The sequence below is a fragment of the Streptomonospora halophila genome (assembly GCF_039542725.1).
GTDB lineage: Bacteria > Actinomycetota > Actinomycetes > Streptosporangiales > Streptosporangiaceae > Streptomonospora > Streptomonospora halophila.
The window spans coordinates 143,919-167,133 of the sequence record NZ_BAABIK010000010.1 but is presented as its reverse complement, the minus strand read 5'-3'; the positions used below and the strand labels follow the sequence as shown (position 1 = coordinate 167,133).

20 protein-coding genes are annotated in these 23,215 nt (G+C 73.8%); 12 read left to right on the top strand and 8 right to left on the bottom strand.

Annotated elements, in window-relative coordinates; translation table 11 throughout:
• Nucleotides 1-143 precede the first annotated feature (143 nt).
• From ABEA15_RS11055 to thpR, 3 genes are all read left to right on the top strand, one after another.
• A complete protein-coding gene (locus ABEA15_RS11055; RefSeq protein WP_344142684.1) occupies nt 144-593 on the top strand; it encodes a MarR family winged helix-turn-helix transcriptional regulator in 450 nt (149 codons plus the stop codon).
• 212 nt (nt 594-805) lie between these two features.
• On the top strand, nt 806-2,092 hold the full coding sequence (locus tag ABEA15_RS11050; RefSeq protein ID WP_344142837.1) for an MFS transporter: 1,287 nt from the start codon (nt 806-808) through the stop codon (nt 2,090-2,092).
• Between the two features lie 171 nt (nt 2,093-2,263).
• Entirely contained in the window at nt 2,264-2,887 is a 624-nt protein-coding gene (thpR, locus tag ABEA15_RS11045) for an RNA 2',3'-cyclic phosphodiesterase (protein WP_345556557.1), read from the top strand.
• Between the two features lie 320 nt (nt 2,888-3,207).
• Here the strand turns inward: thpR and ABEA15_RS11040 are convergent, their stop codons facing one another.
• Nucleotides 3,208-3,933 (bottom strand): 3-keto-5-aminohexanoate cleavage protein, encoded by a 726-nt coding sequence (locus ABEA15_RS11040; RefSeq protein WP_344142686.1) that lies wholly within the window; start codon nt 3,931-3,933, stop codon nt 3,208-3,210.
• Between the two features lie 100 nt (nt 3,934-4,033).
• Between ABEA15_RS11040 and ABEA15_RS11035 the strand changes: the two genes are divergently transcribed.
• Nucleotides 4,034-5,095, top strand: coding sequence for a hypothetical protein (locus ABEA15_RS11035; protein WP_345556556.1), 1,062 nt, complete (start codon nt 4,034-4,036; stop codon nt 5,093-5,095).
• A gap of 520 nt (nt 5,096-5,615) precedes the next feature.
• Here ABEA15_RS11035 and ABEA15_RS11030 read toward each other — a convergent pair.
• The 4 genes from ABEA15_RS11030 to ABEA15_RS11015 form a co-directional block, all read right to left on the bottom strand.
• Complete coding sequence (locus ABEA15_RS11030; protein ID WP_345556555.1) at nt 5,616-6,569, bottom strand: aminoglycoside phosphotransferase family protein; 954 nt, start codon at nt 6,567-6,569, stop codon at nt 5,616-5,618.
• Nucleotides 6,566-7,561, bottom strand: a complete 996-nt coding sequence (locus ABEA15_RS11025) for a glycerophosphodiester phosphodiesterase family protein (RefSeq protein WP_345556554.1) — start codon at nt 7,559-7,561, stop codon at nt 6,566-6,568. Before ABEA15_RS11025 ends, ABEA15_RS11030 begins: the two co-directional genes overlap by 4 nt.
• A gap of 166 nt (nt 7,562-7,727) precedes the next feature.
• On the bottom strand, nt 7,728-8,876 hold the full coding sequence (gene serC, locus ABEA15_RS11020) for a phosphoserine transaminase (protein ID WP_345556553.1): 1,149 nt from the start codon (nt 8,874-8,876) through the stop codon (nt 7,728-7,730).
• 125 nt (nt 8,877-9,001) lie between these two features.
• Nucleotides 9,002-10,108 (bottom strand): citrate synthase 2, encoded by a 1,107-nt coding sequence (locus ABEA15_RS11015; protein ID WP_344142691.1) that lies wholly within the window; start codon nt 10,106-10,108, stop codon nt 9,002-9,004.
• A gap of 148 nt (nt 10,109-10,256) precedes the next feature.
• On the opposite strand from ABEA15_RS11015, the gene pdxH reads away from it, so the two are divergent.
• From pdxH to ABEA15_RS11000, 3 genes are all read left to right on the top strand, one after another.
• Nucleotides 10,257-10,922 carry a pyridoxamine 5'-phosphate oxidase gene (pdxH, locus tag ABEA15_RS11010; protein WP_345556552.1) on the top strand — a complete coding sequence of 222 codons (666 nt, stop codon included), beginning with the start codon at nt 10,257-10,259 and terminating at the stop codon, nt 10,920-10,922.
• 315 nt (nt 10,923-11,237) lie between these two features.
• Nucleotides 11,238-11,948 (top strand): iron-dependent transcriptional repressor DtxR, encoded by a 711-nt coding sequence (locus ABEA15_RS11005; protein ID WP_344142694.1) that lies wholly within the window; start codon nt 11,238-11,240, stop codon nt 11,946-11,948.
• 209 nt (nt 11,949-12,157) lie between these two features.
• The gene (locus ABEA15_RS11000; protein WP_344142695.1) at nt 12,158-14,410 is read left to right on the top strand and encodes an ATP-binding SpoIIE family protein phosphatase; all 2,253 of its coding nucleotides are present in this window, start codon (nt 12,158-12,160) and stop codon (nt 14,408-14,410) included.
• A gap of 97 nt (nt 14,411-14,507) precedes the next feature.
• Here ABEA15_RS11000 and ABEA15_RS10995 read toward each other — a convergent pair whose 3' ends face one another.
• Both ABEA15_RS10995 and ABEA15_RS10990 read right to left on the bottom strand, forming a co-directional pair.
• Complete coding sequence (locus ABEA15_RS10995; protein WP_311546654.1) at nt 14,508-14,675, bottom strand: hypothetical protein; 168 nt, start codon at nt 14,673-14,675, stop codon at nt 14,508-14,510.
• A 34-nt stretch (nt 14,676-14,709) separates the two neighbouring features.
• Nucleotides 14,710-15,852, bottom strand: a complete 1,143-nt coding sequence (locus ABEA15_RS10990) for an acyl-CoA dehydrogenase family protein (protein WP_345556551.1) — start codon at nt 15,850-15,852, stop codon at nt 14,710-14,712.
• 225 nt (nt 15,853-16,077) lie between these two features.
• On the opposite strand from ABEA15_RS10990, the gene ABEA15_RS10985 reads away from it, so the two are divergent.
• The 5 genes from ABEA15_RS10985 (at nt 16,078) to ABEA15_RS10965 (ending at nt 21,926) form a co-directional block, all read left to right on the top strand.
• Nucleotides 16,078-18,126 (top strand): MDR family MFS transporter, encoded by a 2,049-nt coding sequence (locus ABEA15_RS10985; protein ID WP_345556550.1) that lies wholly within the window; start codon nt 16,078-16,080, stop codon nt 18,124-18,126.
• Nucleotides 18,127-18,238: 112 nt separating this feature from the next.
• Nucleotides 18,239-19,381 carry an acetyl-CoA C-acetyltransferase gene (locus ABEA15_RS10980; protein WP_345556549.1) on the top strand — a complete coding sequence of 381 codons (1,143 nt, stop codon included), beginning with the start codon at nt 18,239-18,241 and terminating at the stop codon, nt 19,379-19,381.
• A 177-nt stretch (nt 19,382-19,558) separates the two neighbouring features.
• Nucleotides 19,559-19,972 carry a YciI family protein gene (locus tag ABEA15_RS10975; RefSeq protein ID WP_345556568.1) on the top strand — a complete coding sequence of 138 codons (414 nt, stop codon included), beginning with the start codon at nt 19,559-19,561 and terminating at the stop codon, nt 19,970-19,972.
• 7 nt (nt 19,973-19,979) lie between these two features.
• Complete coding sequence (locus tag ABEA15_RS10970; protein WP_345556548.1) at nt 19,980-21,287, top strand: RNA polymerase sigma factor; 1,308 nt, start codon at nt 19,980-19,982, stop codon at nt 21,285-21,287.
• A 57-nt stretch (nt 21,288-21,344) separates the two neighbouring features.
• A complete protein-coding gene (locus tag ABEA15_RS10965; protein ID WP_425579381.1) occupies nt 21,345-21,926 on the top strand; it encodes a GNAT family N-acetyltransferase in 582 nt (193 codons plus the stop codon).
• 68 nt (nt 21,927-21,994) lie between these two features.
• Here the strand turns inward: ABEA15_RS10965 and ABEA15_RS10960 are convergent, their stop codons facing one another.
• Complete coding sequence (locus ABEA15_RS10960) at nt 21,995-23,203, bottom strand: winged helix-turn-helix domain-containing protein (protein ID WP_345556547.1); 1,209 nt, start codon at nt 23,201-23,203, stop codon at nt 21,995-21,997.
• Between the last annotated feature and the right edge of the window lie 12 nt (nt 23,204-23,215).

Below are 23,215 nucleotides of genomic sequence, written 5' to 3'. Positions count from 1 at the left end.
GCCGCGCGCCGCCGCGCCGGCGTGCATCCGTGCACGGCGAGGGGTGCCGGTGTGCCCTCGCGGATAGGGCGCTGTGGCCTCCCGGGTAGCGGGGGAATGACCCCGGTGCGCGGTATTGTTAGCAAAAGTAATGAGTCCTGCTAATGAAGAAGTCTCCGCTGTCCCAACAGACCAGGACCGACGCCGGGCTGGCGTCGGTGCTGAGCGTGACCGTGGGCAGGCTCGCCCGGAGGCTGCGCGCGCAGCGGCTCGACGCGTCCCTGTCGCTGGGGCAGAACGCGGCACTGTTCACCCTCGCCCGCCACGGCGAGATGACCCCGGGGGAGCTCGCCGAGCACGAGAAGGTGCAGCCCCCGTCGATGACCCGGATCGTGGCGGCGCTGGAGGAGCGGGGGCTGGTGCGGCGCACCAAGCATCCCGAGGACCAGCGCAGGCAGCTGGTCGACCTCACCGAGGAGGGCCGGGAGATGGTCCGCGCCGACCGGCGGCGCCGCCAGGCGTGGATGGCCCAGCGCCTCAAGGAGCTGACCCCGCAGGAGAAGGACACCCTGCGCCGGGCGGCCGAGATCATGGACCGGCTGACGCAGGCCTAGCCCGGCCCGGTTCCCGGCCCCCGAGCCGCACCGAGGACCGAGGGGGGACGGGCCCGGCCGGTACCGGCCCGGCGTCCGAGGACGCGATGAGCGAGCCCGAGCGGCAGGCCGCACCGGACACCGAGGACCGCGCCGCGGCGCCTCCAGAAAGCGGAGGTCCCGGCGCCCCGGACACCGGCTCCGCCCGGAAGCGCGGTGCGCCGCGCAGCGCCATGTTCCGCTCGCTGGCCATCCGCAACTACCGGCTCTTCGCCGCCGGCCAGGTCGTCTCCAACAGCGGAACCTGGATGCAGCGCGTCGCCCAGGACTGGCTGGTCCTCCAGCTCAGCGGCGGCAGCGGCATCGCCCTGGGCGTGGCGACCGCGCTCCAGTTCCTGCCGATGCTGCTGTTCGGGCTGTGGGGCGGCACCCTCGTCGACAGGCTGGGCAAGCGCCGCCTGCTGATCGCCACCCAGGCCGCCATGGGCGTCCTCGCCGCCGGGCTGGGCGTGCTGGCCGCCGCCGGCGCCGCCGAGGTCTGGCACGTCTACGTCTTCGCCTTCGCGCTGGGCCTGGTCACCGTGGTCGACAACCCCGCGCGCCAGACCTTCGTCGTCGAGATGGTCGGCGACCGCGACCTGCCCAACGCCGTCGCGCTCAACAGCGCCAGCTTCCAGTTCGGCCGGGTCGCCGGCCCCGCCGTCGCCGGACTGCTGATCTCGGCGATCGGCAGCGGCCCCGTGTTCCTGATCAACGCCGCCTCCTTCCTGGCCGTGCTGGGCGGCCTGTGGCTGATGCGGCCCGGCGAGCTGCAGGTCACCGAGCCCGCGCCGCGCGCCAAGGGCCAGACAATGGAGGGCGTGCGCTATGTGCTGGCCCGCCCGGACCTCGTGCTGCTGCTGGTTATGACCGTCTTCGTGCAGATGTTCGGCGCGAACGTGCAGAACCAGATCGCGCTGATGGCCAACAACGAGTTCCGTACCGGCGCCGCCGCCTTCGGCACGGCCGCGGCCGCGCTGGCCGTCGGCGCGCTCGCCGGGGCGCTGCTGGCGGCGCGTCGCGAGCGGCCCCGGCTGCGCCTCGTGCTCACCGGTGCGCTGGCGTTCGGTGTGCTGCAGGGGGTGTCGGCGCTCGCACCGGGCTACGGCGCGTTCGTCGCGTCCCTGGTGTTCATGGGCGTGGCGTTCATGACCTTCACCACCTCGCTGAACTCCACGTTCCAGCTCAGCGTCGACCCGCAGATGCGCGGGCGGGTGATGAGCATCTACATGCTGGTGTTCCTCGGCGTCGCCCCGATCGGAGCGCCGATCGTCGGGTTCCTCGCCGATGCGTTCGGTCCCCGTGCCAGTCTTGGAGTCGGCGGTGCTGTGAGCGTGATCGTCGTCGCCGTGGTGTCGGTGCTCCTGGCCCGCAGTCTGCGCGTGCGGGTGCGGCTGTCGCCGCTGCGGCGCCCCTTCGTGCGGGTCACGGCGCTGCCGGCGCGCACGGGCGGCGCGCTGCGGGCGGGCGGCGCCGACTGACGGGGGCGCCGCGACCCGCCGGCGGCCGACCGTCGACCCCGTGTGCGGGATGCGCCCGCGCGGCGCGGGATTTCCGCGGCGGAGGGCCCTGTGCCCTACCGCCGGACCGCGGCCGATGGCATGCTTCCCGCACGCGGGATCATCGCAAGGCACGACGATGCGGGGTGGTGCATGAGGCTCTTCGTCGCGGTTTACCCGCCGAAGGAGGTCCTGGACGAGGTGGCGCGCGCCGCAGACGCGCTGAGTGCCGCCGACGGGCTCGCCGTCGCCCGGGGCGCGCTCGACACCTCCGGGCGCTCGGACGGCCCCGGCGGGCGGCCGCGGCTGGGGCTGGGACTGCGCTGGAGGGACCGCGCGGAATGGCACTTCACGGTGCTGTTCCTGGGCGACGTCGACGCCCCGGGCGTGCCGCCGCTCCAGGAGCGCCTCGCCGCCGAGGCCGCGCGGCACGAGCGGATGTCGGTCGCGGTCCGCGGCGGGGGCACCTTCCCCGGCGACACCGGACAGGCGTCGGTGCTGTGGGCCGGCCTGGAGGGCGACGTCGACGGCATGACCGCGCTGGCCGCCGGACTGCGCAAGGTCGCCCGAAAGTCCGGCGTCCGCCTCGACCGGCGCGCGTTCGTGCCGCATCTGACGCTGGCCTCCAGCAGGCCGCCCACGGACATGACGGCGCTGCGCTACGCCCTGGGCGGGCTGGCCACGCCGTTCTGGACCGTCGACGCGATCCACCTCGTCCGCAGCCACCATCCCGCACGGCCCCGCTACGAGACCCTCGCAACCTGGGCGTTAAGCTGAAAATCCCCCGGCGCGCACCCCGTGCCGCCCCTTCGACGGGGCCCGCGGCGAGCGGGCCGGGACCACAGCCGGGCGCGGCACCAGCGCCCCCGGCGGCACGCGAGTAAGGCCGGTCGACCATGAGCATGCTCACCAACAACCGGAAGCAGCGCTGGCTGCTGCCCACGGTGCTCGCGGGCATCGTGCTGCTCGTCGTGATCGGCGCGGCGATCGGCTGAGACCGCGCCCCGCGCTCGCGGGCCCGCGGCCGGGATGCGCCCGAGCGCCCGTCGGCGCCGCAGCCGCCTCCGCGGGCGTCCCGCGGACCGCGCCCGGCGGCCCTACGCCGCCGCGGACATGCGCGCGGTCGCCAGCGCCACCAGGGCGGCGTTGTCCTCGACCGCGTTGTTCTCCGAGTCGCGCAGCGTGTCCTCCAGGCCGATGCGCACGTCGAGGCCCGCGGCGACCGCTGTGTCGAGGACCGGCCAGGCCGTGGCGTCGCGGCCGTGCAGCAGTCGCGGAAGCTCCAGGCCGGCCCGGTCCAGCACGGCGTCGATCGCCGAGGCGTTGTGCAGCGCGTCCTCGGTCGTGGTCTGCATCGGCTCCACCAGCACGCGGGAGAAGTCGCCCGCCAGGCCCGAGGCCACCAGGATGCGCGCGGCGTCGGGGGTCCACACCCCCGCCTCGACCGCGACCCGGCGGTCGATCAGCAGCCGGGCGACCTCGACCGACCCCGGCTCGTGCAGGTTCACCGACGCGGAGAAGGGCAGCGCGCTCCAGCGCTGGACGAGGTCGTAGCGGCGCACCGGGTCGGGTTCGGCCGACAGCGCCGTGGTGAAGCTGACGGGCACGTCGGGCAGTTCGGCGCGCAGCAGCCGCAGCAGCGGCGTGACCACCTGGGGTTCCAGGGACTCCGCGCCGCCGCCGTCGCGCGGGTGGACGTGTACCTCGTCGGCTCCGGCGGCCACCGCCGCGCGCGCGTCGGCGACGATCTGCTCCGGTGAGACGGGCAGCGCGGGATGCGCCCCGGGTCGGCGGTCCCCGTTGAGGCAGGCGATGAGCCGCATTCGGTCATCCTTCCGCTCATGCGCGTGTGTATGCGGAGCATGCCCACAAGGCGAGGGTCGCAAGCCATGCCGCCGCGCCGAGAATGGCAGGATTGCGGCCATGAGGAGAAGCGCCGCGGTCGCGGTGACGCTCGCGCTCGCGGCGCTGCAGGCGGCGCCCGCCGGCGCGGCCGGCGCGGCGGCCGCGGAGCCGTCCGCTGACAGCACTTCCCCCGCTGCGGAGCCCCTGTTCCGGATCACCGACGAGCGCATCCAGGAGTCGAGCGGACTGGCCGCCTCCAGCCGGCACGACGGCGTTTACTGGACGCACAACGACAGCGGAACCTACGGGCCGCAGATCTACGCCGTCGACGAGCAGGGGCGCACGGTGGCGACCGTGGACGTGGTCGGTGAGGGGGTCGAGGCGCGCGACTGGGAGGCGATCGCGGTGGGTCCGGGCGAGGACGGCGAACCCGCGGTCTTCGTCGGCGACATCGGCGACAACTTCCACGGCGGCTGGCCCAGCATCCGCGTCTACCGCCTGCCCGAGCCGCGCGACCTCGCCGACCAGGCGATCGCGGCCACCACGTTCAGCTTCTCCTACGAGGACGGCGGCCGCGACGCCGAGGCCATGATGGTCGACCCCCGCGACGGCCGTATCCACATCCTGAGCAAGGAGGTTGCCGGCGGGGTCTACGCGGCGCCCGAGGACCTCGACCCCGACGCCACCAACACCCTCACCCGGGTCGACTCGGCGCCGCTGTACGCGACCGGCGCCTCCTTCTCCCCGGACGGCGCCTACTACGCGGTGCGCACCTACTGGGCGGCCACCGTCTACGACGCCGCAGACGGCGTGGGCGGCGGGCGCGTCGTGGACCGGGTGCCGCTGCCGGAGTCCGACCAGGGCGAGTCCCTGGCCTTCTCCCACGACGGGCGCTCCCTGCTCGCGGGCACGGAGGGCGCGGACAGCCCGGTGTGGAGCGTGCCGCTGGAGCTTCCCGGAGCGGAGCCCGGTGAAGGCGGCGACGGCGCCTCCGACGGCCCGGGGACGGCCGGGCAGGGCGGCGCCGCGGGGGCCGGCGGCAGCGGGGGCGGCACCGGTGCCGCGGTCCTGATCTGGACCGGCGTGGGACTGGCCGCCGTCGTGATCGCCGGTATCGCCCTTCTGGCCCGCCGCAGCTGATCCCGCCGGACCGGATCGGCACCCGCTGCCGGGAGTAGCGCGCGTCCGGGATCCGCCGTTATCCGGTCGGGAACCCGCCCGGGACCGCTCGCGGCCGGGCGGCCGCGGGCGCTGTGCCCCCGACCGCCGCCCCGGCCCCGCCGGGCGGCCGGTCCGCCGGCGGGCCTCGCGCCGGCGCCTGGGGACCGGGCCCCGGGCGGAGCCCGCGCGGGCCGGTTGTCCACAGGGGTGCGGCCGATATCCACAGACATTCGGCCATCCTGTGGATAACTTGGTCCACGCGCGTGTTTGTGCAGCGTATGGCCTATGTCGGTTGTGTGTGGAGCCGGGTGTGATGCCCCGTTCAGCGGCGTATCGCGATCCGAAACCCACAAGCGGCGGCGGCGCCTTCGGTACGCCGGCACGGCCGCTGTGAAGAATGTTGGCCACGCCTTCGCGCACGCCTTCGCGCGCACGCCGCGGGCCCGCCGACCGGGCGGGTGAGGGGCCGCCGGGGACCGCCGTACGGGTGCCGCGTCGGCTACAGGCCCGCCACGTCGGCCAGCAGTTCCGCCTGGGCCAGTTCGGCGTCGCCCGCCGGGTAGGAGCCGATGTTGTACCGGTCGAAGGCCGACTCCACCGCCCGGGCCGCCGACCAGGCCGCCAGCCGGTCGGCGGGCTCGCCGAGGATTTCGGCGGCCGTGTCGAACCGGCGGCGCAGCGCCGGGAGCGGGTCGATCAGCCGCATCGGGGGGTCGATCTGCATGATCAGCGGCCAGACGTCGTAGCCCGGGTCGCCCACCATCGGCTTGGGGTCGATGGCCAGCCACGGTGCGCGCTCGGCGGCGAGGATGTTGCCCGGGTTGAAGTCGCCGTGCAGCACCACCGACCGCTCGGCCGTCCGCGGCAGCGAGCCGAGCAGGTCGACCGCGGTGCGCACCAGGTGCGGATCGGCGCCGGGGCGCAGCCGGGGATGGCGCTCCTCGACCAGCCCGGCCCAGTCGGTCGCGACCGTCTCCAGGCTCTCCAGATCCAGACCCGGCTCCGGCGGCCGGCGCCACAGCCACGCGAGCACGTGCAGGCCGGCGGCGAGCAGGTCCTCGGGCTCCCCGGGGGAGTCGCGCAGCGTGGCACCGGGGCGGCACTCCTCCAGTAGCAGCGCGAAGCCGTCCTCGCTGGCGCGCAGCAGCCGGACGGCTCCGGCGCCGTCCCAGAAGCGCAGCGCCTCCGCCTCTCCGCGTGCCTCGCGGTGCGGGAAGGAGACCTTGAGCACGGATCGCTCGGCGGAGCCGGTGCGCGCCGGACCCGCCCAGGAGCAGCTGCCGCCGTCGAACGGGGAGTCCAGGGCCAGGTCCCAGGCGGCCTGCACGTCGGCCAGCGTCTCCGGCAGCGACTTGAGCCACGCGGGCCCGCCGTCGAGGGCCCTGATGTTGCGCGCCACGCTCTCGGGCAGCGAGTCGGGGGCCGTGCCGTCGGCCCGCCGCAGCGGCTTCACTCGCCCTCCAGGTAGATCTCCCGCGCCAGGAACGCGTGCCGCGAGTGGTCGGTGAACACGCCGTCCACCCCGGCCTCGAAGAACGCGCCGTACTCGGCGGCGAACCCGCCGAAGTCTCCTGCGCCGCCGCCGCTGCGCAGATCCGCGGGCAGGAAGCGGTTCTCGCTGCGGAACGTCCAGGGGTGCACGAGCAGGCCCGCCTCGTGGGCGTCGGCCACGAGGGCGGTCGCCTCACCCAGTTCGCCGTTTTCGTCGCGCGGGATCACCAGATCCTTGTTCGGGCCGATCGCCTCGGCGTACTCCGCGACCCCGGCCAGCCCCTCGGGGGTGAGCAACGGGCGCCAGTGCTCCTCGGTGCCCATCAAGAGGACGCGGGGCAGCCGGACGTCGGCGAGCTTGCGCAGGCTCTCGCCCTCGAAGGACTGGAGGAAGACCGGAAGCTCCGGCTCGGGCCCGGCCAGTCCGTTGTCCAGCAGCGCAGCCAGCAGCGGCGGCTCCAGGTCCAGCCCCAGCCCCGAGTGGTAGGCGGGGTGCTTGGTCTCGGGATAGATCCCGATGCGCCGGCCCAGCTCCGCGCTCATCCGCCGGGCCAGGTCGATGATCTCCTGAAGGGTGGGGATCTCGTAGACGCCGTCGTGGGCGGCGTTGGCGGGGCGGACGTCGGGGATCCGCTCGGTGGCGCGCAGCGTCTTCAGCTCGTCCAGCGTGAAGTCGTGCGCGAACCAGCCGGTGTGGTCGCGTCCGTCGACGGTCCGGGTGGTGCGGCGGTCGGCGAACTCGGGGTGGTCGGCGACGTCGGTCGTGCCCCCGATCTCGGGCTCGTGGCGGGCCACCAGCGCGCCGTCGGCCGTGGCGACCAGGTCGACCTCCATGAAGTCGCCGCCGACGCGCGCACCGAGCTCGTAGGAGCCCAGCGTGTGCTCCGGGCGGTGCCCGGAGGCGCCCCGGTGCGAAATGATCTTGAGCTCGGGCTCCTGCTTGTTTCTGCGCACAGCCGCATCCGTCCTCGGACGCCCGCGCTGCACGGGCACCCGCTCGCAAGTGATGGCCTGCCCGGACACCGCGTCCGGGCAGGCCATCAGGTGTATCGTGTCGCGCTCTGTCGCGCGAACCGGCCGCATGCGGCCGCCGGGCGGGCGGCGCGGGCCGGGGGGCGCCTCAGCCCTGCTTGCCCACCACGTGCTCGATGCACCCGGTGAGCGCGCGCACGTCGTCCGGCTCGATCGCCGGGAACATGCCGATGCGCAGCTGGTTGCGGCCCAGCTTGCGGTAGGGCTCGGTGTCGACGATCCCGTTGGCGCGCAGGGTGGCGGCGACCGCCGCCGCGTCGACGCTTTCGGCGAAGTCGATCGTGCCCACGACCTGGGACCGCTGTGCGGGCTCGGCCACGAACGGGCTGGCGTAGTCGACCTTCTCCGCCCAGGAGTACAGCACCGACGAGGACTCCGCGGTGCGGCGCACCGTCCAGTCCAGGCCGCCCCGCTCGTTCATCCACTCGACCTGGTCGGCGAGCAGCATCAGCGTGGCCACGGCGGGCGTGTTGTAGGTCTGGTCCTTGCGGGAGTTGTCGACCGCGGTCGTCAGCGAGAAGAACTCGGGGATGTAGCGGCCGCTCCCGGCGATCTCGTCGACCCGCGCCAGCGCCCGGGGCGACATGATCGCCACCCACAGCCCGCCGTCGGCGGCGAAGCACTTCTGGGGGGCGAAGTAGTAGACGTCGGTCTCGGAGATGTCGACCGGCAGGCCGCCGGCGCCGCTGGTGGCGTCGACCATCACCAGCGCGTCGTCCGCGGCGCCGGGCACCCGCCGGATAGGCATGGCCACGCCGGTCGAGGTCTCGTTGTGGGTCAGCGCGTAGGCGTCCACGCCGTCCTCGGCCGCCGGCTCGCCGTGCGTGCCGGGGTCGGTGCTGATGACGCTCGGCTCGTCGAGCCACGGCGCGCCCTTGGTGACCTTGACGAACTTCGAGGAGAACTCGCCGAAGGACAGGTGCTGGGACTTCCGGCGCACCAGGCCGTGGGCGGCGGTGTCCCAGAAGGCGGTGGTGCCGCCGTTGCCGAGCACGACCTCATAGCCCTCGGGCAGGTCGAAGAGCTGCGACAGACCGGTTCGCACCCGCCCCACCAAGGACTTGACCGGCTTTTGCCGGTGGGAGGTCCCCATGTAGCCGGAGCCGGACGACGCGAGGGCGGAGAGTTGCTCGGGTCGGACCTTCGACGGACCGCAGCCGAAGCGGCCGTCGCTGGGCAGCAGGTTCGCGGGAATCTGAATGTCGGTCACCTGGGCAAGGGTAGTGGCTGGCGTCATCGCGCCGCAGGTAAGGGGGGCGGGTTAGCGGCGTTTGCCCAGCGAGCGCGGCGGTCGGGAGGCCTTGGCCGCCGCACAGGTGCCGCTCGTGATGGCCCGGTGCCGGCGGCCGGCGCCGGCGGGTCTCACACCCCCTGGGCGAGGGCCTCCCGGGCGCCCGGGACGTCGTCGATGGCGCGGGCGGCGGGGCCGGTGTAGTCGGCGCTGGGCCGTACGAGCCGACCGGTCCGCTTCTGCTCCAGGATGTGGGCCGACCAGCCGGCGGTGCGGGCGCAGGTGAACATGGCCGTGAACATCTCCGTCGGGATCTCCGCGAAGTCCAGCACGACCGCCGCCCAGTACTCGACGTTGGTGGCCAGCACCCGGTCGGGCTTGCGGGCGTGCAGCTCCTCAAGGGCGGCGTTCTCCAGGGCCTCGGCGACCTCGAAGCGCGGCGCGTCGAGCTCCTTGGCGGTGCGGCGCAGCACCCGGGCGCGCGGGTCCTCGGCGCGGTACACGCGGTGGCCGAAGCCCATCAGGCGCTCGCCCCGGTCCATGGCGCGGGTCACGAAGGTGCGCGCGTCGCCGATGCGCTCGGTCTCGTCGAGCATGTGCAGCACGCGCGCCGGCGCCCCGCCGTGCAGCGGGCCGGACATGGCGCCCACGGCGCCCGACAGCGCGGCGGCGACGTCGGCGCCGGTGGAGGCGATGACGCGCGCGGTGAACGTCGAGGCGTTCATACCGTGCTCGGCGGCGGAGGTCCAGTAGGCGTCGACCGCCTTCACGTGGCGCGGGTCGGGCTCGCCGCGCAGCTGGATCATGAACCGCTCGACCACCGAGGCGCCCTCCTCGATGCGGGCGCGCGGCACCTCCGGCAGGTCGCCGCGGGCGGCCTGGGCGGTGACCGAAAGCGCGGCCGAGGCCGCGCGGGCGACGTTGTCGCGGGCCTCGTCGTCGTCGATGTCCAGCAGCGGTTTGAAGCCCCACAGAGGGGCCAGCGCAGCCAGCGCGCTCTGCACGTCCACGCGGATGTCCCCGGTGCGAACCGACTGGGCGACCGGCTCGGCGAAGGGGAGGCCGGGGTAGAAGCCGTCGTCGACCAGCAGCCCCCAGACCCGCCCGAAGGCCGTCTTGCCGACGAGGTTCTCGATGTCGACGCCCCGGTAGCGGAGGGCACCGCCCTCCTTGTCCGGTTCGGCGATCTGCGTCTCGAACGCCACGACTCCTTCGAGCCCGGGTTTGAACTCCGACATACCGGCTTCCTCCGTAGTGTCGCGGTCCGGTGGATCCGGGTGCGCCCGGCGGGCCGTTCGGTCAGGTCTCGGTGGCACTCGCGGTGTCGCTGGTCGGGCGGTCCTGCATGTGGCGCCTACCCCGCAGGCCGTGTGAGGATGCTCCACTGTGAACCACAGCGAGCCGGCGGAGCTGCGGCAGCCCTACGAGGGGGCTCCGCTGCGGAGGGCCGACATGGCGGCGCATCCCATGGAGCAGTTTCACACGTGGTTCACACAGGCGCACACGGCGGGGCTGGCCGAGCCCAACGCCATGGTCGTCGCCACGGTGGAGCCCGACGGCGCACCCCGTGCGCGTACCGTTCTACTCAAAGGGTACGACCGCTCCGGCCTGCGGTTCTTCACCAACTACGGCTCCCGGAAAGGGCGCGCGCTGGCCGACGAGCCGCGCCTGGCCGCGGTCTTCCCCTGGCACGCGATCCGGCGCCAGGTGCTTGTGCGGGGCCGCGGCGAACGCCTCACCGACGCCGAGAACGACGCGTACTTCCGTACACGTCCCAGAGGCTCACAGATCGGCGCATGGGCCAGCGAGCGCCAGTCCGGCCGCGTCGCCGACCGCGGCGAGCTGGACGCGCTCTACGCCGAGTTCGGCGACGTGTGGAGCGGCGGCGAGGAGATCCCGCGGCCCGCCTACTGGGGCGGCTACCGGGTCCAGGTGGAGGAGGTCGAGTTCTGGCAGGGGCGCGCCGACCGGATGCACGACCGCTTCCGCTACACCCTGGCCACCGGAGGGCCCGAGGACGGCGTCTGGGAGCTGGACCGGCTGGCGCCCTAGCAACCCGCGACCTGCGCGGGTGCGCGCGGCGGCGGTGCACGTGAGCGCGTGGGGAGCGCCGCCGGCCTTCGGCGCCCGGCCCGCGGGGTGTTTCGGTCGGCTGCGCGGGTGTGGAACGGGACACACTGCGGCGCAGTGGGTTGTCCCTCGCCGGGGTATGATGAACGGAATCGGTGGCCGCTCCCGCGGCCAGGGCGCAGCGGTCGGTTCCCGTCCGGGCACGATGCCGGCGGGCAACCGGAATCCCGTGCGGCCGGTCTGTGTTGAGAGTCTGCCGTCGTCGACTCTCGACGGCCCATGAGGGGAGGGGGAGCCTTGACCGCACACGGGCTAATCGACACAACCGAGATGTACCTCCGGACGATATTCGAGCTGGAGGAAGAGGGGATCGTGCCCCTGCGGGCGCGCATCGCCGAACGCCTCCAGCAGAGCGGTCCCACGGTCAGCCAGACCGTCGCCCGCATGGAGCGCGACGGCCTGCTGCGCGTCGAGAACGACCGTCACCTGGTCATGACCGACGAGGGCCGCCGGCTGGCCACCCTGGTCATGCGCAAGCACCGCCTGGCCGAGCGCCTGCTCGTCGACGTCATCGGCCTGCCCTGGGAGGACGTCCACGTCGAGGCCTGCCGCTGGGAGCACGTCATCTCCGAGGCGGTCGAAGAGCGCCTGGTGCACCTGCTGAACGCGCCCTCGGTGTGTCCGCACGGCAACCCCATCCCGGCGCTGGACGAGCTGGGGCTGGCCGGCTACGCCCCCGAGCCGTTCTCCGGCGAGTCCATCGTGCCGATGCTCGACGTCGCCAACGGCACCGAGACCAGCGTCAAGGTCCGGCGGATCAGCGAGCAGCTGCAGGGCGATCCCGAAGTCATGCTCGATCTCAAGCGCGCCGGGGTACAACCCGAGCAGGAAGTCGCCGTTCTCGAGACGGAGAACGGCGTACAGGTGATTGGTGGTAGCGGCAAGGATGGCGAGCCCAGCGAACTGTCACGGCAGATCGCCAGCCACATTTTCGTCACCAAGCCCTGAACCGGCCCGGACCCGTGCCCTCCGCCGGCTGCGCGCACGGGGTCCGCGGGGCCGAAATGTCACGTTGCTCTGCAGATACCTGCACACTCGGGCTATGCTCTGCCCATGGCGCGCGGTCCCCGGCGCGATCGGAGCGGCCGCGCGGGCACAGTGCGGACCGTGCGGCGCGGCATCGTGACCGCCGCCGGTGAGGTCGAGGTGGCGGCTGAATGAACCGACGGGGGGAAGCCTTCTACGACGACGATGCCCTAACCGGGGACGCGGTCTTCGAGCAGGCGCAGATCGCCGTCCTCGTAGCCGACCGCGCCAGTCGTCTCCGCTACATCAACCCCTTCGCGCACGAGCTTTTCGGGCTGCCCGCGGACTCCGACCCGCGCGGGGTGACGCTGGCCGGCCTGGGCATCCAGGAGGGCGACCTCGAACGCGCCAACCAGCTCTCGCGCCGCGCTCTGCAGGGCGACACCTGGGACGGCACGTTCGCGATCATGCGGCCCGACTCCTCGTGGCTGCACGTGCGCGTCAACGCGGTGCCGATGAAGGACTCCGCGGGGGCGGTCGACGGCTTCATCGTCTTCGCGGGCGAGGCCCTGCGCAGCGGCCGCATCGAGGACCTCTACGGCCTGCTTGAGCGGGTCGGCAGCCGCCTGGCGGGGTCGCTGGAGTTCGACTCCACGATGAAGGCCGTCGCCGAGATCCTCGTGCCCCAGTTCGCCGACCACTGCTTCATCGACCTCTTCGACCACGACCGGCTCGTCCGGCGCGTCTCCGTGCACGCCGAGGGATGGACCCCGCCGCCGGGCACCTGGTTCGACGTCGGCGAGGAGGTCCGCTACCCCGACCGCCACTTCGTCTACACCGCGATGCGGCGGATGGAGACCGTGCTCGTGGGCGACTACGCCTACGCGTCCGATTCCGACGACAGGCGCTCGGCGCTCGTGGCCGAGCAGGTGGGGGTGACATCTGCCATTGCGGCGCCGTTGCGCGCCCGCGGTGAACTCCTGGGCGTGCTCACGCTCGCCCTGTCCCGGCTCTCCCCCCGCCAGAAGACCCGCTACGGCGCCTTCGACCGCGACCTGGTGGGCGCGCTCGCCTCCCGGGTGGCCCTGGCGATCGACAACGCCCGCCTGTTCGAGGAGGAGCGCAGCACCGCGCTCGCGTTCCAGCACAGCCTGCTGCCGCGCTCGTTCCCCGACTTCGACGGGCTGTCCATCGCGCACCGCTACGTGCCCGCGAAGCCGCTGGAGGCCAACGGCCACGGCATCCAGACCCAGGTCGGCGGCGACTTCTACGACGTCATCCCGCTCTCGGCCGGGCGCGTGGGAATCGTCATCGGCGACGTCGAGGGGCGCGGCCCGCACGCGGCCGCGGTCATGGGCCAGCTCCGCGCCGCGCTGCGCGCCTTCGCCCAGGCTGACCGCGAACCCGCCGACATCCTGCGCGAACTGGACGAATGGGTGCGCCAGCTCGGCCGCCCCGACGGCTCCGGCGGCACCTGGGTGCCCAGCGTCAGCTGCCTGTACATGGTCTACGACGCCTGGTCGCGCCAGCTGTCCTACGCCAACGCCGGGCACCAGTCGCCGCTGCTGATCTGCGACGACCACGTCGACGAGCTGTCGCTGGAGGTCACCGACACGCTGCTGGGCGTCAAGCTGCGCGGTGCGCCCTTCGACGACGCCGTGTACCACCAGGCCGAACTGGAGCTTCCCGCCGGCGCCACGCTGCTGCTCTACACCGACGGCCTGGTCGACCGGCGCCCCATCGGCGGCACCGTCGACGTCCCGCGCTCGCTGGACCAGCTGCGCAGGCGCGTGCGTGACGTCGCCGACAAGGACGTCGAGCAGATCGCCCAGACCGCCGTCACCGCCGTGCCCGGCGAGATCGACGACGACACCGCACTGCTGGTGGTGCGCACCCACTCCGGCGAGCTCGCCATGGAGGAGGGCTGGTTCATCGCCGAGGCCCCCACCGTCGGCGACGCACGCCACCTCGCCTCCAGCACGTTCAAGAACTGGGGCATGGACCGCGACCAGGCGGAGCTCGCCTGCCTGCTGGTCTCGGAGATCGTCACCAACGTCGTCATACACGCCACGCCCCACCCGGTCCGCCGGGAGTTCACCTCCGACGGCGTGCGCGACTCCTCCGACACCCTGGACCTGGGCGGACTCGGCGACGACGCCGACGACTTCGACGAGGACTGGTCGGACCTGCTGGAGGAGTCCTCCGACGACGACGAGGGGGCCCAGCCCAGCGAGTTCCTGCTGCGCCTGCGCCGGGGCGGGGCCTCGGTGTGGGTCGAGGTCTTCGACCGCGACCTGCGGCTGCCGCGCATCCGCAGCGCCGGAGCCGACGACGAGGGCGGCCGCGGCCTCTACCTCGTCGACCAGTTGGCCACGCGCTGGGGCTCGCGGCCCACCCCCGACGGCAAGGCGGTCTGGTTCGAGGTCCCGCTGAAGTCGGAGTAGCGCCGCCGCGGCGGGCCCCCGGACCCGGGACCGCCGCCCGCGCGGGCGTCCAGGCGGCGCCCGCGGGTCAGGCCGGGCGGAGCCGCCAGCGGGGGACTCAGCGGTTGGACCACGCCCACAGCATCAGCACCACGAAGATGAAGCACACCACGATGCCGCCGGTGGTCCACGGGATGTGCATGCGCGGCCGGAGCCTGCGCACACCCAGCACCAGCAGGATGATCAGGAGTCCGAGGACGATCAGCCCGTCCCACGCGCCGCTCATGCCGACCCTTTCGCCGTGACCCTCGGGGGCGTGGCTACAGGCCCAGCGAGCGACCCACGATCTCCTTCATGATCTCCGTCGTGCCGCCGAAGATCGACTGGATCCTGGCGTCCTGCCATGCCTTCGCCACGGGGTATTCCATCATGTACCCGTACCCGCCGTGCAGTTGCAGGCACCGGTCCATGACCCGGTTCGCGAACTCGGTCGTCCACCATTTCGCCTTGGCGGCGTCCTCCACGGTCAGCTCGCCGCGGTTGAGCAGCGTGATCGCCCGGTCGACGTAGGTGCGGGCGAGATCCGCCTCGGTCGCCAACTCGGCCAGTACGAAACGGGTGTTCTGGAACTTCCCGATCGGACGCCCGAAAGCGGTGCGGTCCTTGCAGTAGGCGATCGTCTCGGCGAGCACGGCCTCGGCCCCGGCGGTGGCCGCCACTGCGATCGACAGCCGCTCCTGGGGCAGGTTCTCCATCAGATGCGCGAACCCGTGGTTCTCCCGGCCGATCAGGTTGGCCGCGGGCACCCGCACGTCGGTGAACGACAGCTCGGCGGTGTCCTGCGCCTTCAGCCCGATCTTGGCGAGGTTGCGGCCGCGCTCGAAGCCGGGCATGCCCCGCTCGACGGCCAGCAGGGACAGGCCGTGCGCCCCGGCCTCGGGATCGGTCCGCGCCACAACGATGACCAGGTCGGAGTTGATCCCGTTGGTGATGAACGTCTTCTGCCCGTTGAGCACGTAGTCGCGGCCGTCGCGCACCGCGGAGGTGCTGATGCCCTGCAGGTCGCTGCCCGCGCCGGGCTCGGTCATGGCGATCGCGGTGATCAGCTCGCCGGAGGCGAACCCGGGCAGCCAGCGGCGGCGCTGCTCCTCGGTGGTCAGGTGCACCATGTAGGGCGCGATGACGTCGTTCTGCAGGCCGAACCCGAGGCCGCTGGCGCCGACGCGGCAGACCTCCTCGTCGACGACGGCGTTGAAGCGGAAGTCCACGACGCCCGAACCGCCGTAGGACTCGGGGACGCCGAGCCCGAGCAGGCCGACCTCGCCGGCCTTGGTCCACACCTCGCGGGGCACGATGCCGTCCTTCTCCCACGCCTCGTGGTGCGGGACCACCTCGCGCTTGAGGAACTCGGCCACCGACTCGCGGAAGAGGTCGTGCTCGGTTTCGAAGAGCTCCCGTTGCATGGGCCGCCTCCTTGTCGTCCAGCGGGCTGCGCGGTGCCGCGCGCCCGCGTCCCGCACGCAGCACCACCGTAACCGAACACGATTCGGTGCGGCGGCGGATGAAAGTTCCGCAAAGTCCGGTGCAGTGCCCGCCCGGCGGCGCGTCCCGCAGCCGGTGCGCTGCCTAGGCTGCCCGCCACACAGCGACGCACGTGCCTGTGTTCCGGCGCCGATCAGGGGGCCACGATGGGTAGACACGTAGCGCAGCAGCGTGAGCGGAACGAGCGGCAGGGGAGCGGCATCGTCCTGGTGATGACCGCGCTGCTGCTCGCCGTGGTGCCGGCGGCCCTGGACCAGACCATCGTCGCCACCGCGCTGCCCGCCGTCGTCGGCGACCTCGGCGGCCTCAACCACCTGTCCTGGGTGATCACCGCCTACCTGCTGGCCGTGACCGCGAGTGCCCCGCTGTGGGGAAGGCTCGGCGACCGGTACGGCCGCAAGAACCTGTTCTTGGCCTGCATCCTGGTCTTCCTCGCCGGCTCGGCGCTGTGCGGCGCCGCGCAGTCGATGCCGCAGCTGATCGGCTTCCGCGCGCTGCAGGGCATCGGCGGGGGAGGACTCATGGCGCTGGCCATGGCGATCGTGGGCGACATCGCCCCGCCGCGCGAGCGCGGCGGGTACCGCGGGCTCTTCGGCGCCTCTTTCGGTGCCGCCGCCGTGGCCGGTCCGCTGCTGGGCGGGCTGTTCGTGGACCACCTGAGCTGGCGCTGGGTGTTCTACATCAACCTTCCGCTGGGCCTGCTCGCCTTCACCGCCGTGCTGCTGGCGCTGCCCGCGGCCGCCGGCGGGCGCGGGCGGCGCCGGATCGACTACGCGGGAACCCTGCTTCCGGCGGGTGCCGCGGTGTGCCTCACGCTGGTCGCCGCCTGGGGCGGCGGCCTCTACCCGTGGACCTCGCCGATGGTGCTCGGGCTGGTCGGCGCCGCGGCCGTGCTGGCGGTGCTGTGGTTCGCCGGCGCGCGCCGGTCCGCCGATCCGGTGATGCCGCTGGAGCTGTTCACGCACCGCACGGTGGTTGCGGGAGCGGCGGTGCTGGCCTGCGCGGGGTTCGCGATGATGGGCGCGATGGCCTACCTGCCGCTGTTCCTGCAGGCGGTGCACGGCTACTCGCCGACGGCCTCGGGCCTGCATCTGCTGCCGATGGTCCTGGGGATGCTGGTCACCGCCGTGGCCTCCGGTCGGCTGGTCACCTACACCGGCCGTTACACGGCCTACCCCGTGGCGGGCATGGCGGTGGTCGCGGTCGCGCTCGGGCTCCTGTCCACGCTGGGCCCGCAGACCCCGGGCGCGCTGATGAGCCTGTACCTCCTGCTGCTGGGCTGCGGTCTGGGCGTGGTGATGCAGGTGGTGCTGACCGCCGTGCAGAACGCCGTGGACTTCCGCGACCTGGGCGCGGCCACCTCGACCGGCACCTTCTTCCGCTCCATCGGGGGGTCGATCGGCACCGCGGTGTTCGGCTCGGTCCTCGCCGTGCGGCTCGCCGCCGACCTGCGCGAGCGCGCCGCCGGCGCGGACCTGCCGCAGGGGGTCTCGGTCGAGCGGCTGGAGACCGACCCGGGCGCGCTGGACGCGCTGGCGCCGGGTACCCAGGCGGACCTGCTGAACGCCTACGCCGGCGCGGTCGGCACGGTGTTCCTCTCCACGGTGCCCGTGGCCGGCGCGGCGGTCGTGTTCGCGCTGCTCCTCAAGGAGGTCCCGCTGCGCAGCACGATCGCCACACCCGACCTGGACGAGGCGCTGCCGCCCGTGGCGACCGCCCGCGAACCGCTGGACCGCGTCGAGGCCGCGGCCTACCGGGCGGCGGGAGCCGCGGAGCCGCGCCGGATGTACGAGCGGCTGGCCGCGGCGGCCGGCGTCGAGCTCTCGCCCGCGGCGTGCTGGACCGTCACCCACATCGCGGCCACCGGCGCGCTCCCCGGTGCGGACCTGGCGCGGCTGTGCCGCCGCCCTGAGGCGGGCCTGGTGCCGGTACACGAGGAGCTGCACCGCGCGGACCTGCTCGCCGAGTCCGGCGACGGCGCCTGGCGGCTGAACGGGAACGGGCGCGCGGTGGCGCTGCGGCTCGTCGGCGCCCAGGAGCGCGCGGTACGCACGGCGCTGGCCGACCTCTCCGAGAAGGACCGCTCCGAGCTCGCCGGGGTGCTGCGCGACGTCGCCCGGGACTCCCTCGGCGACGAGGAGGACGCCGCCCTCGCCGCAGAAGGGCCGCGGCTCAGACCGGTCCGGGGCCGGTGAACGCCGAGGCGGACGGGCGCGCCCCGGGGCCTTGCCTGGACACCGAAACCGAATATGGTTCGGTTGAGGACCGACACGCTGCGGAGCACCGCAGCCTCCCCAGGAGGGCACAGTGGCTGAGGCATACATCGTCGGGGCCGTCCGGACCCCGGTAGGCACGAAGAAGGGCGCCCTGGCGGGCGTGCACCCGGCCGACCTGGGTGCACACGTCCTCAAGGAGCTGATGGACCGCACCGGTGCGGACCCCGAGGCGGTCGAGGACGTGGTGATGGGCTGCGTGAGCCAGGTCGGCCCGCAGGCCCTCGACCTCGCGCGCACCGCCTGGCTGTCGGCGGGCCTGCCCGAGACCACCGCCGGCGTCACCATCGACCGGCAGTGCGGCTCGTCCCAGCAGGCCGTGCACTTCGCCGCCCAGGGCGTCATGTCGGGCACCCAGGACCTCGTCGTCGCCTCGGGCGTCGAGAACATGGGCATGGTCCCCATGGGAGCCAACGCGAAGTTCGCCATCGACGCCGGGCTGTCCCTGTTCGGCGAGGGCTGGGCCAAGCGCTACGGCGACCAGGAGATCTCGCAGTTCCGCGGCGCGCAGCTGATGGCCGAGAAGTGGGGCTACAGCCGCGAGGACCTGGAGAACTACTCGCTGGAGAGTCACCGACGGGCGGCCGCCGCCCGCGACGCCGGCCGCTTCGACGACGAGATTGCACCGCTGGCCGGCGTCTCCCGGGACGAGGGCGTGCGCCCCGACACCACGCTGGAGAAGATGGCCGCGCTGGACCCGCTGCGCGAGGGCTGGGCGCTGACGGCCGCCGTGGCCAGCCAGGTCTCCGTCGGCGCGGGTGCGCTGCTGATCGCCTCCGAGCGCGCGGTGGAGCGCCACGGGCTGCGGCCGATGGCCCGGATCGTCCAGCTGGCCCTGATGGGCGACGACCCCGTCTACATGCTCACCGCCCCCATCCCCGCCACCCGCGCGGCGCTGAAGAAGGCCGGGCTGGGCATCGGCGACATCGACGTCACCGAGATCAACGAGGCCTTCGCCCCCGTCCCGATGGCCTGGACGCAGGAGCTGGGCGCCGACCCCGCCACGACCAACCCCAACGGCGGCGCCATCGCCCTTGGCCACCCCCTCGGCGCCACCGGATCGGTGCTGATGACCAAGCTCGTCCACGAGCTCCGCCGCACGGGCGGCCGCTACGGCCTCCAGACCATGTGCGAGGGCGGCGGCCAGGCCAACGTCACCATCGTCGAACGCGTGTAGCGCCCCCGGCGTGTGCCGCCCGCAGCGGCCGGCACACGCCGTCGGCCGTCCCTCGCCGCGAGGTCGCGGAAAAAACATCCGCGGCGTGTCCGGAACGGGCGGCCGGCTCCGACGTCGCGGGTAGAAGGCACCCGAGAGGCGGGTGCCGGTCGGACAGGGGTGAGACCCGTGAAGTACATGATCATGCTCTACGGCTCGCAGCAGGACTACGACGTCCTCACCGGAAAGCCGGGCGACACGCCGCCGTGGTCCGAGCAGGACGTCGCAGCCCTGCACGAGTTCATGGGGCGGTGGAACCAGAACCTCGTCGAATCCGGCGAGTTCGTCGACGGCCACGGGCTGAGCGCGCCCGTGCACACCCGCCGGGTCGAGGGCAAGGACGGTGCGCCGGTCGTCACCGACGGCCCCTACGCCGAGACGCAGGAGGTCCTCGCGGGGTTCACCATCGTCGACTGCGCAAGCTTCGACCGGGCGACCGAGATCGCGGCGCAGCTGGCGGACACCCCGCACCCCGAGGGCGCCCGGCCCGGCAAGACCTGGTACGTGGACGTGCGCCCCATCGACGAGGCGCCGCCCATGCCGGAGGGATGACCGTCCCGTGGTCGGATCCCGGACCGCGTCGGCGGACGCGGCGCACCCGCCCGAAGACCTGCTGCGCCGCCTCACGCCGCAGGTCCTCGGCGCGGTCGTGCGCCGCTACGGCCACTTCGACGCGGCCGAGGACGCCGTGCAGGAGGCGCTGCTGGCGGCCGCCGTGCAGTGGCCGTCGAAGGGCGTGCCGGACGACCCGCGCGCCTGGCTGATCACCGCCGCGTCCCGCCGGCTCACCGACCTGCTGCGCAGCGAACAGGCGCGCCGGCGCCGGGAGGAGACGGCCGCGCGCCGCCTCGTGCCCGGCGCCGGGACCGCACCGGGAGCCGACCGCAGCGCCGCGGGGGCGGCGGCCGACGGCGACGACACGCTGACCGTGCTCTTCCTGTGCTGCCACCCGGCGCTGACTCCGGCCTCGCAGATCGCGCTCAGCCTGCGCGCGGTCGGCGGTCTGACCACCGCCGAGATCGCCCGGGCCTTCCTCGTTCCCGAGGCGGCCATGACACGGCGCATCAGCCGCGCCAAGCGTCGCATCGCCGACAGCGGCGTCCCGTTCGCCGTTCCGCCGCCCGACGAGCGGCCCGCGCGGCTGCGCGCCGTCCTGCACGTCCTCTACCTGGTCTTCAACGAGGGATACGCCGCCACCTCGGGGCCCAGCCTGCAGCGCACCGACCTGGCCGCCGAGGCCATCCGACTGGCGCGCATCGTGCACCGGCTGCTGCCCGGCGACAGCGAGGCCGCGGGCCTGCTCGCGCTGATGCTGCTCACCGACGCGCGCCGGCCCGCCCGGACCACCCCCGACGGCACGCTGGTCCCGATGGACGAGCAGGACCGCGGCCTGTGGGACACCGGGCTCGTCGCCGAAGGGGTCGAGCTGGTGACCGCGGCGCTGAACCGCTCCCGCTCCCGCGGCGAGGTGGGGCCCTACCAGCTGCAGGCCGCCATCAGCGCGGTGCACGACGAGGCGCCCAGCGCCGAGGAGACGGACTGGCCGCAGATCCTCGCGCTCTACGAGGTGCTGATGGGGGTGTCGGACAACCCCGTCGTCGCGCTCAACCGCGCCGTCGCCCTGGCCATGGTCCGCGGCCCGGACACCGCGCTGCCCGTCCTCGACGGGATCGAGGCCGAAGGGCGGCTGGGCGGCGACCACCGGCTGCCCGCCGTCCGCGCGCACCTGCTGGCCATGGCGGGCGACACGGCCGGGGCCAGCGAGCACTACCTGGCCGCCGCCCGGCTCACCTCCAGCCTCCAGCAGCAGCGCTACCTGCACACCCGGGCGGCGCGGGCGGGCGGCGCCGGGCCGCCGGCGCGCTGAGAAGCCCGGACGGCCGCGCAGTAGAGTGGGGCGGTGCTTGAGCGAGAGGAGTCCGACGTGCGGGTCGGGGAGCGGTCGGGGGCGCGCGGCGACGGCGGCGGGATCGTCTTCCGCGACGCCGCTGAAGGCGACGTATCGGCACTCGTGGAGCTGGTGAACTCCGCCTACCGCGGCGGCGCCTCGCGGCAGGGATGGACCACCGAGGCCGACCTGCTGGGCGGACAGCGCGTGGACTCCGGGCAGATCGCCGAGGCGCTGGCCCGGACCGGCGCCCGCGTGCTCGTCGCCGAGCGCGACGGGCGGCCGGCGGCCTGCTGCGAGGTCGTCGGCGGCGGCGACGGGTCGGCCTACTTCGGCATGTTCGCGGTGCGGCCCGGCGCCCAGGGCGGCGGGCTGGGCGGGAGCGTGCTCGCCGAGGCCGAGCGGACGGCGGCCGAGGAGATGGGCTGCACGAGCATGCGTATGACGGTGCTGCGCCAGCGCGCGGACCTCATCGCCTGGTACGAGCGCCGCGGATACCGGCGCACCGGCGGCACCGCTCCGTTCCCCTACGGCGACGAGCGGTTCGGCCTGCCCAAGCGCGACGACCTGGTATTCGAGGAGCTGGCCAAGGAGCTGAGCGCACCGCTCGGCGGTTGAACGCGCGCCCCGGCGGGCCTGCCCGTGAGCGCCCCCGCCGGCGCTGCGCAGCGGCCGGAGCGGCCGGTTCAGCCCTCGTAGTGCACGCCCTCGGCCAGGCCCAGCCACGCCGCCATGCGCTCCAGCTCGGCGTGCAGCGCGTCGGCGGTCTCGCCCGGAGCGGACTCCTCGAGCGTGGTGCGCCGTACCAGCAGCCGTCCGGCGCGGCGGTCGGCCTTGAGGTCGACGCGCGCCACCAGGTCCTCGCCCAGCAGGAAGGGCAGCACGTAGTAGCCGTGCACCCGCTTGGCCTCGGGAACGTAGATCTCCAGCCGGTAGCGGAATCCGAACAGCGCCTCGGCGCGCGATCGCTCCCACACCAGCGAGTCGAACGGGCTCAGCAGCGCGCGGGCGCCGATCCTGCGCGGGATGCGGGCGTCGCGGTGCAGGTAGGCGGGACGCTGCCACCCGGCGACGCCGACGGGCACCACCTCGCCGGACTCGACCAGCTCGGCCAGTGCGGTGCGGGCCTCGGCGGCGCCGAGCCGGAAGTAGTCGCGCAGGCAGACCTCGGTGCCGACCCCGTGGGCGCGCGCGGCGATGGCCATCAGCTCGCGCCGCGCCTGCGCCGGATCAGGATCGGGTGCGTCGCGGACGGCGGCCGGGAGCACCCGCTCGGCGAGGTCGTAGCGGCGCTCGAACTGCGCCGTGCGGCCGTCGGTGGTGATCTCGCCCGACCAGAACAGGAACTCCAGCGCCCGCTTGACCAGCGACCAGTTCCACCCCCAGTGCTCACGCGGGCGGTCGGCGCCGTGCTCCAGCGCCTCCTCGATCCGCCGGGCCGTGGCCGGGCCGCTGCGCTCGACCTCGTCGCGCACGGCCTTGACGAGGCCGGGGTGGTCGTCGGCCGCGCGCCGTATGGCGCCCCACGCCTCGTCGCGGGCGCGCGCCATGCGCCAGCGCAGCAGCCGGTGGGTGGCCGGCGGGATCAGGCTGGCCTCGTGCGCCCAGTACTCCACCAGCCGGCCGCCGCGCCGGGTGGCGGCGCGGTCCAGCAGGGCGGGGTCGTAACCGCCCAGCCGCGCGAACACGGGCAGGTACTGGCTGCGGGCGAGCACGTTCACGCTGTCGATCTGGATGACCCCGACCCGGTCGATCACCCGCTGGAGGTGGCGGGCCGTGGGCGCGCCGGAGGGCGGCCGGTCGGCGAACCCCTGGGCCGCGAGTGCGACCCGGCGCGCCTGCGCCGCGGAGAGCACGGAGTCGCGGCGGGGGTGCGGTGGCGCTGAGTCGTACATGTGTCCCGAGGC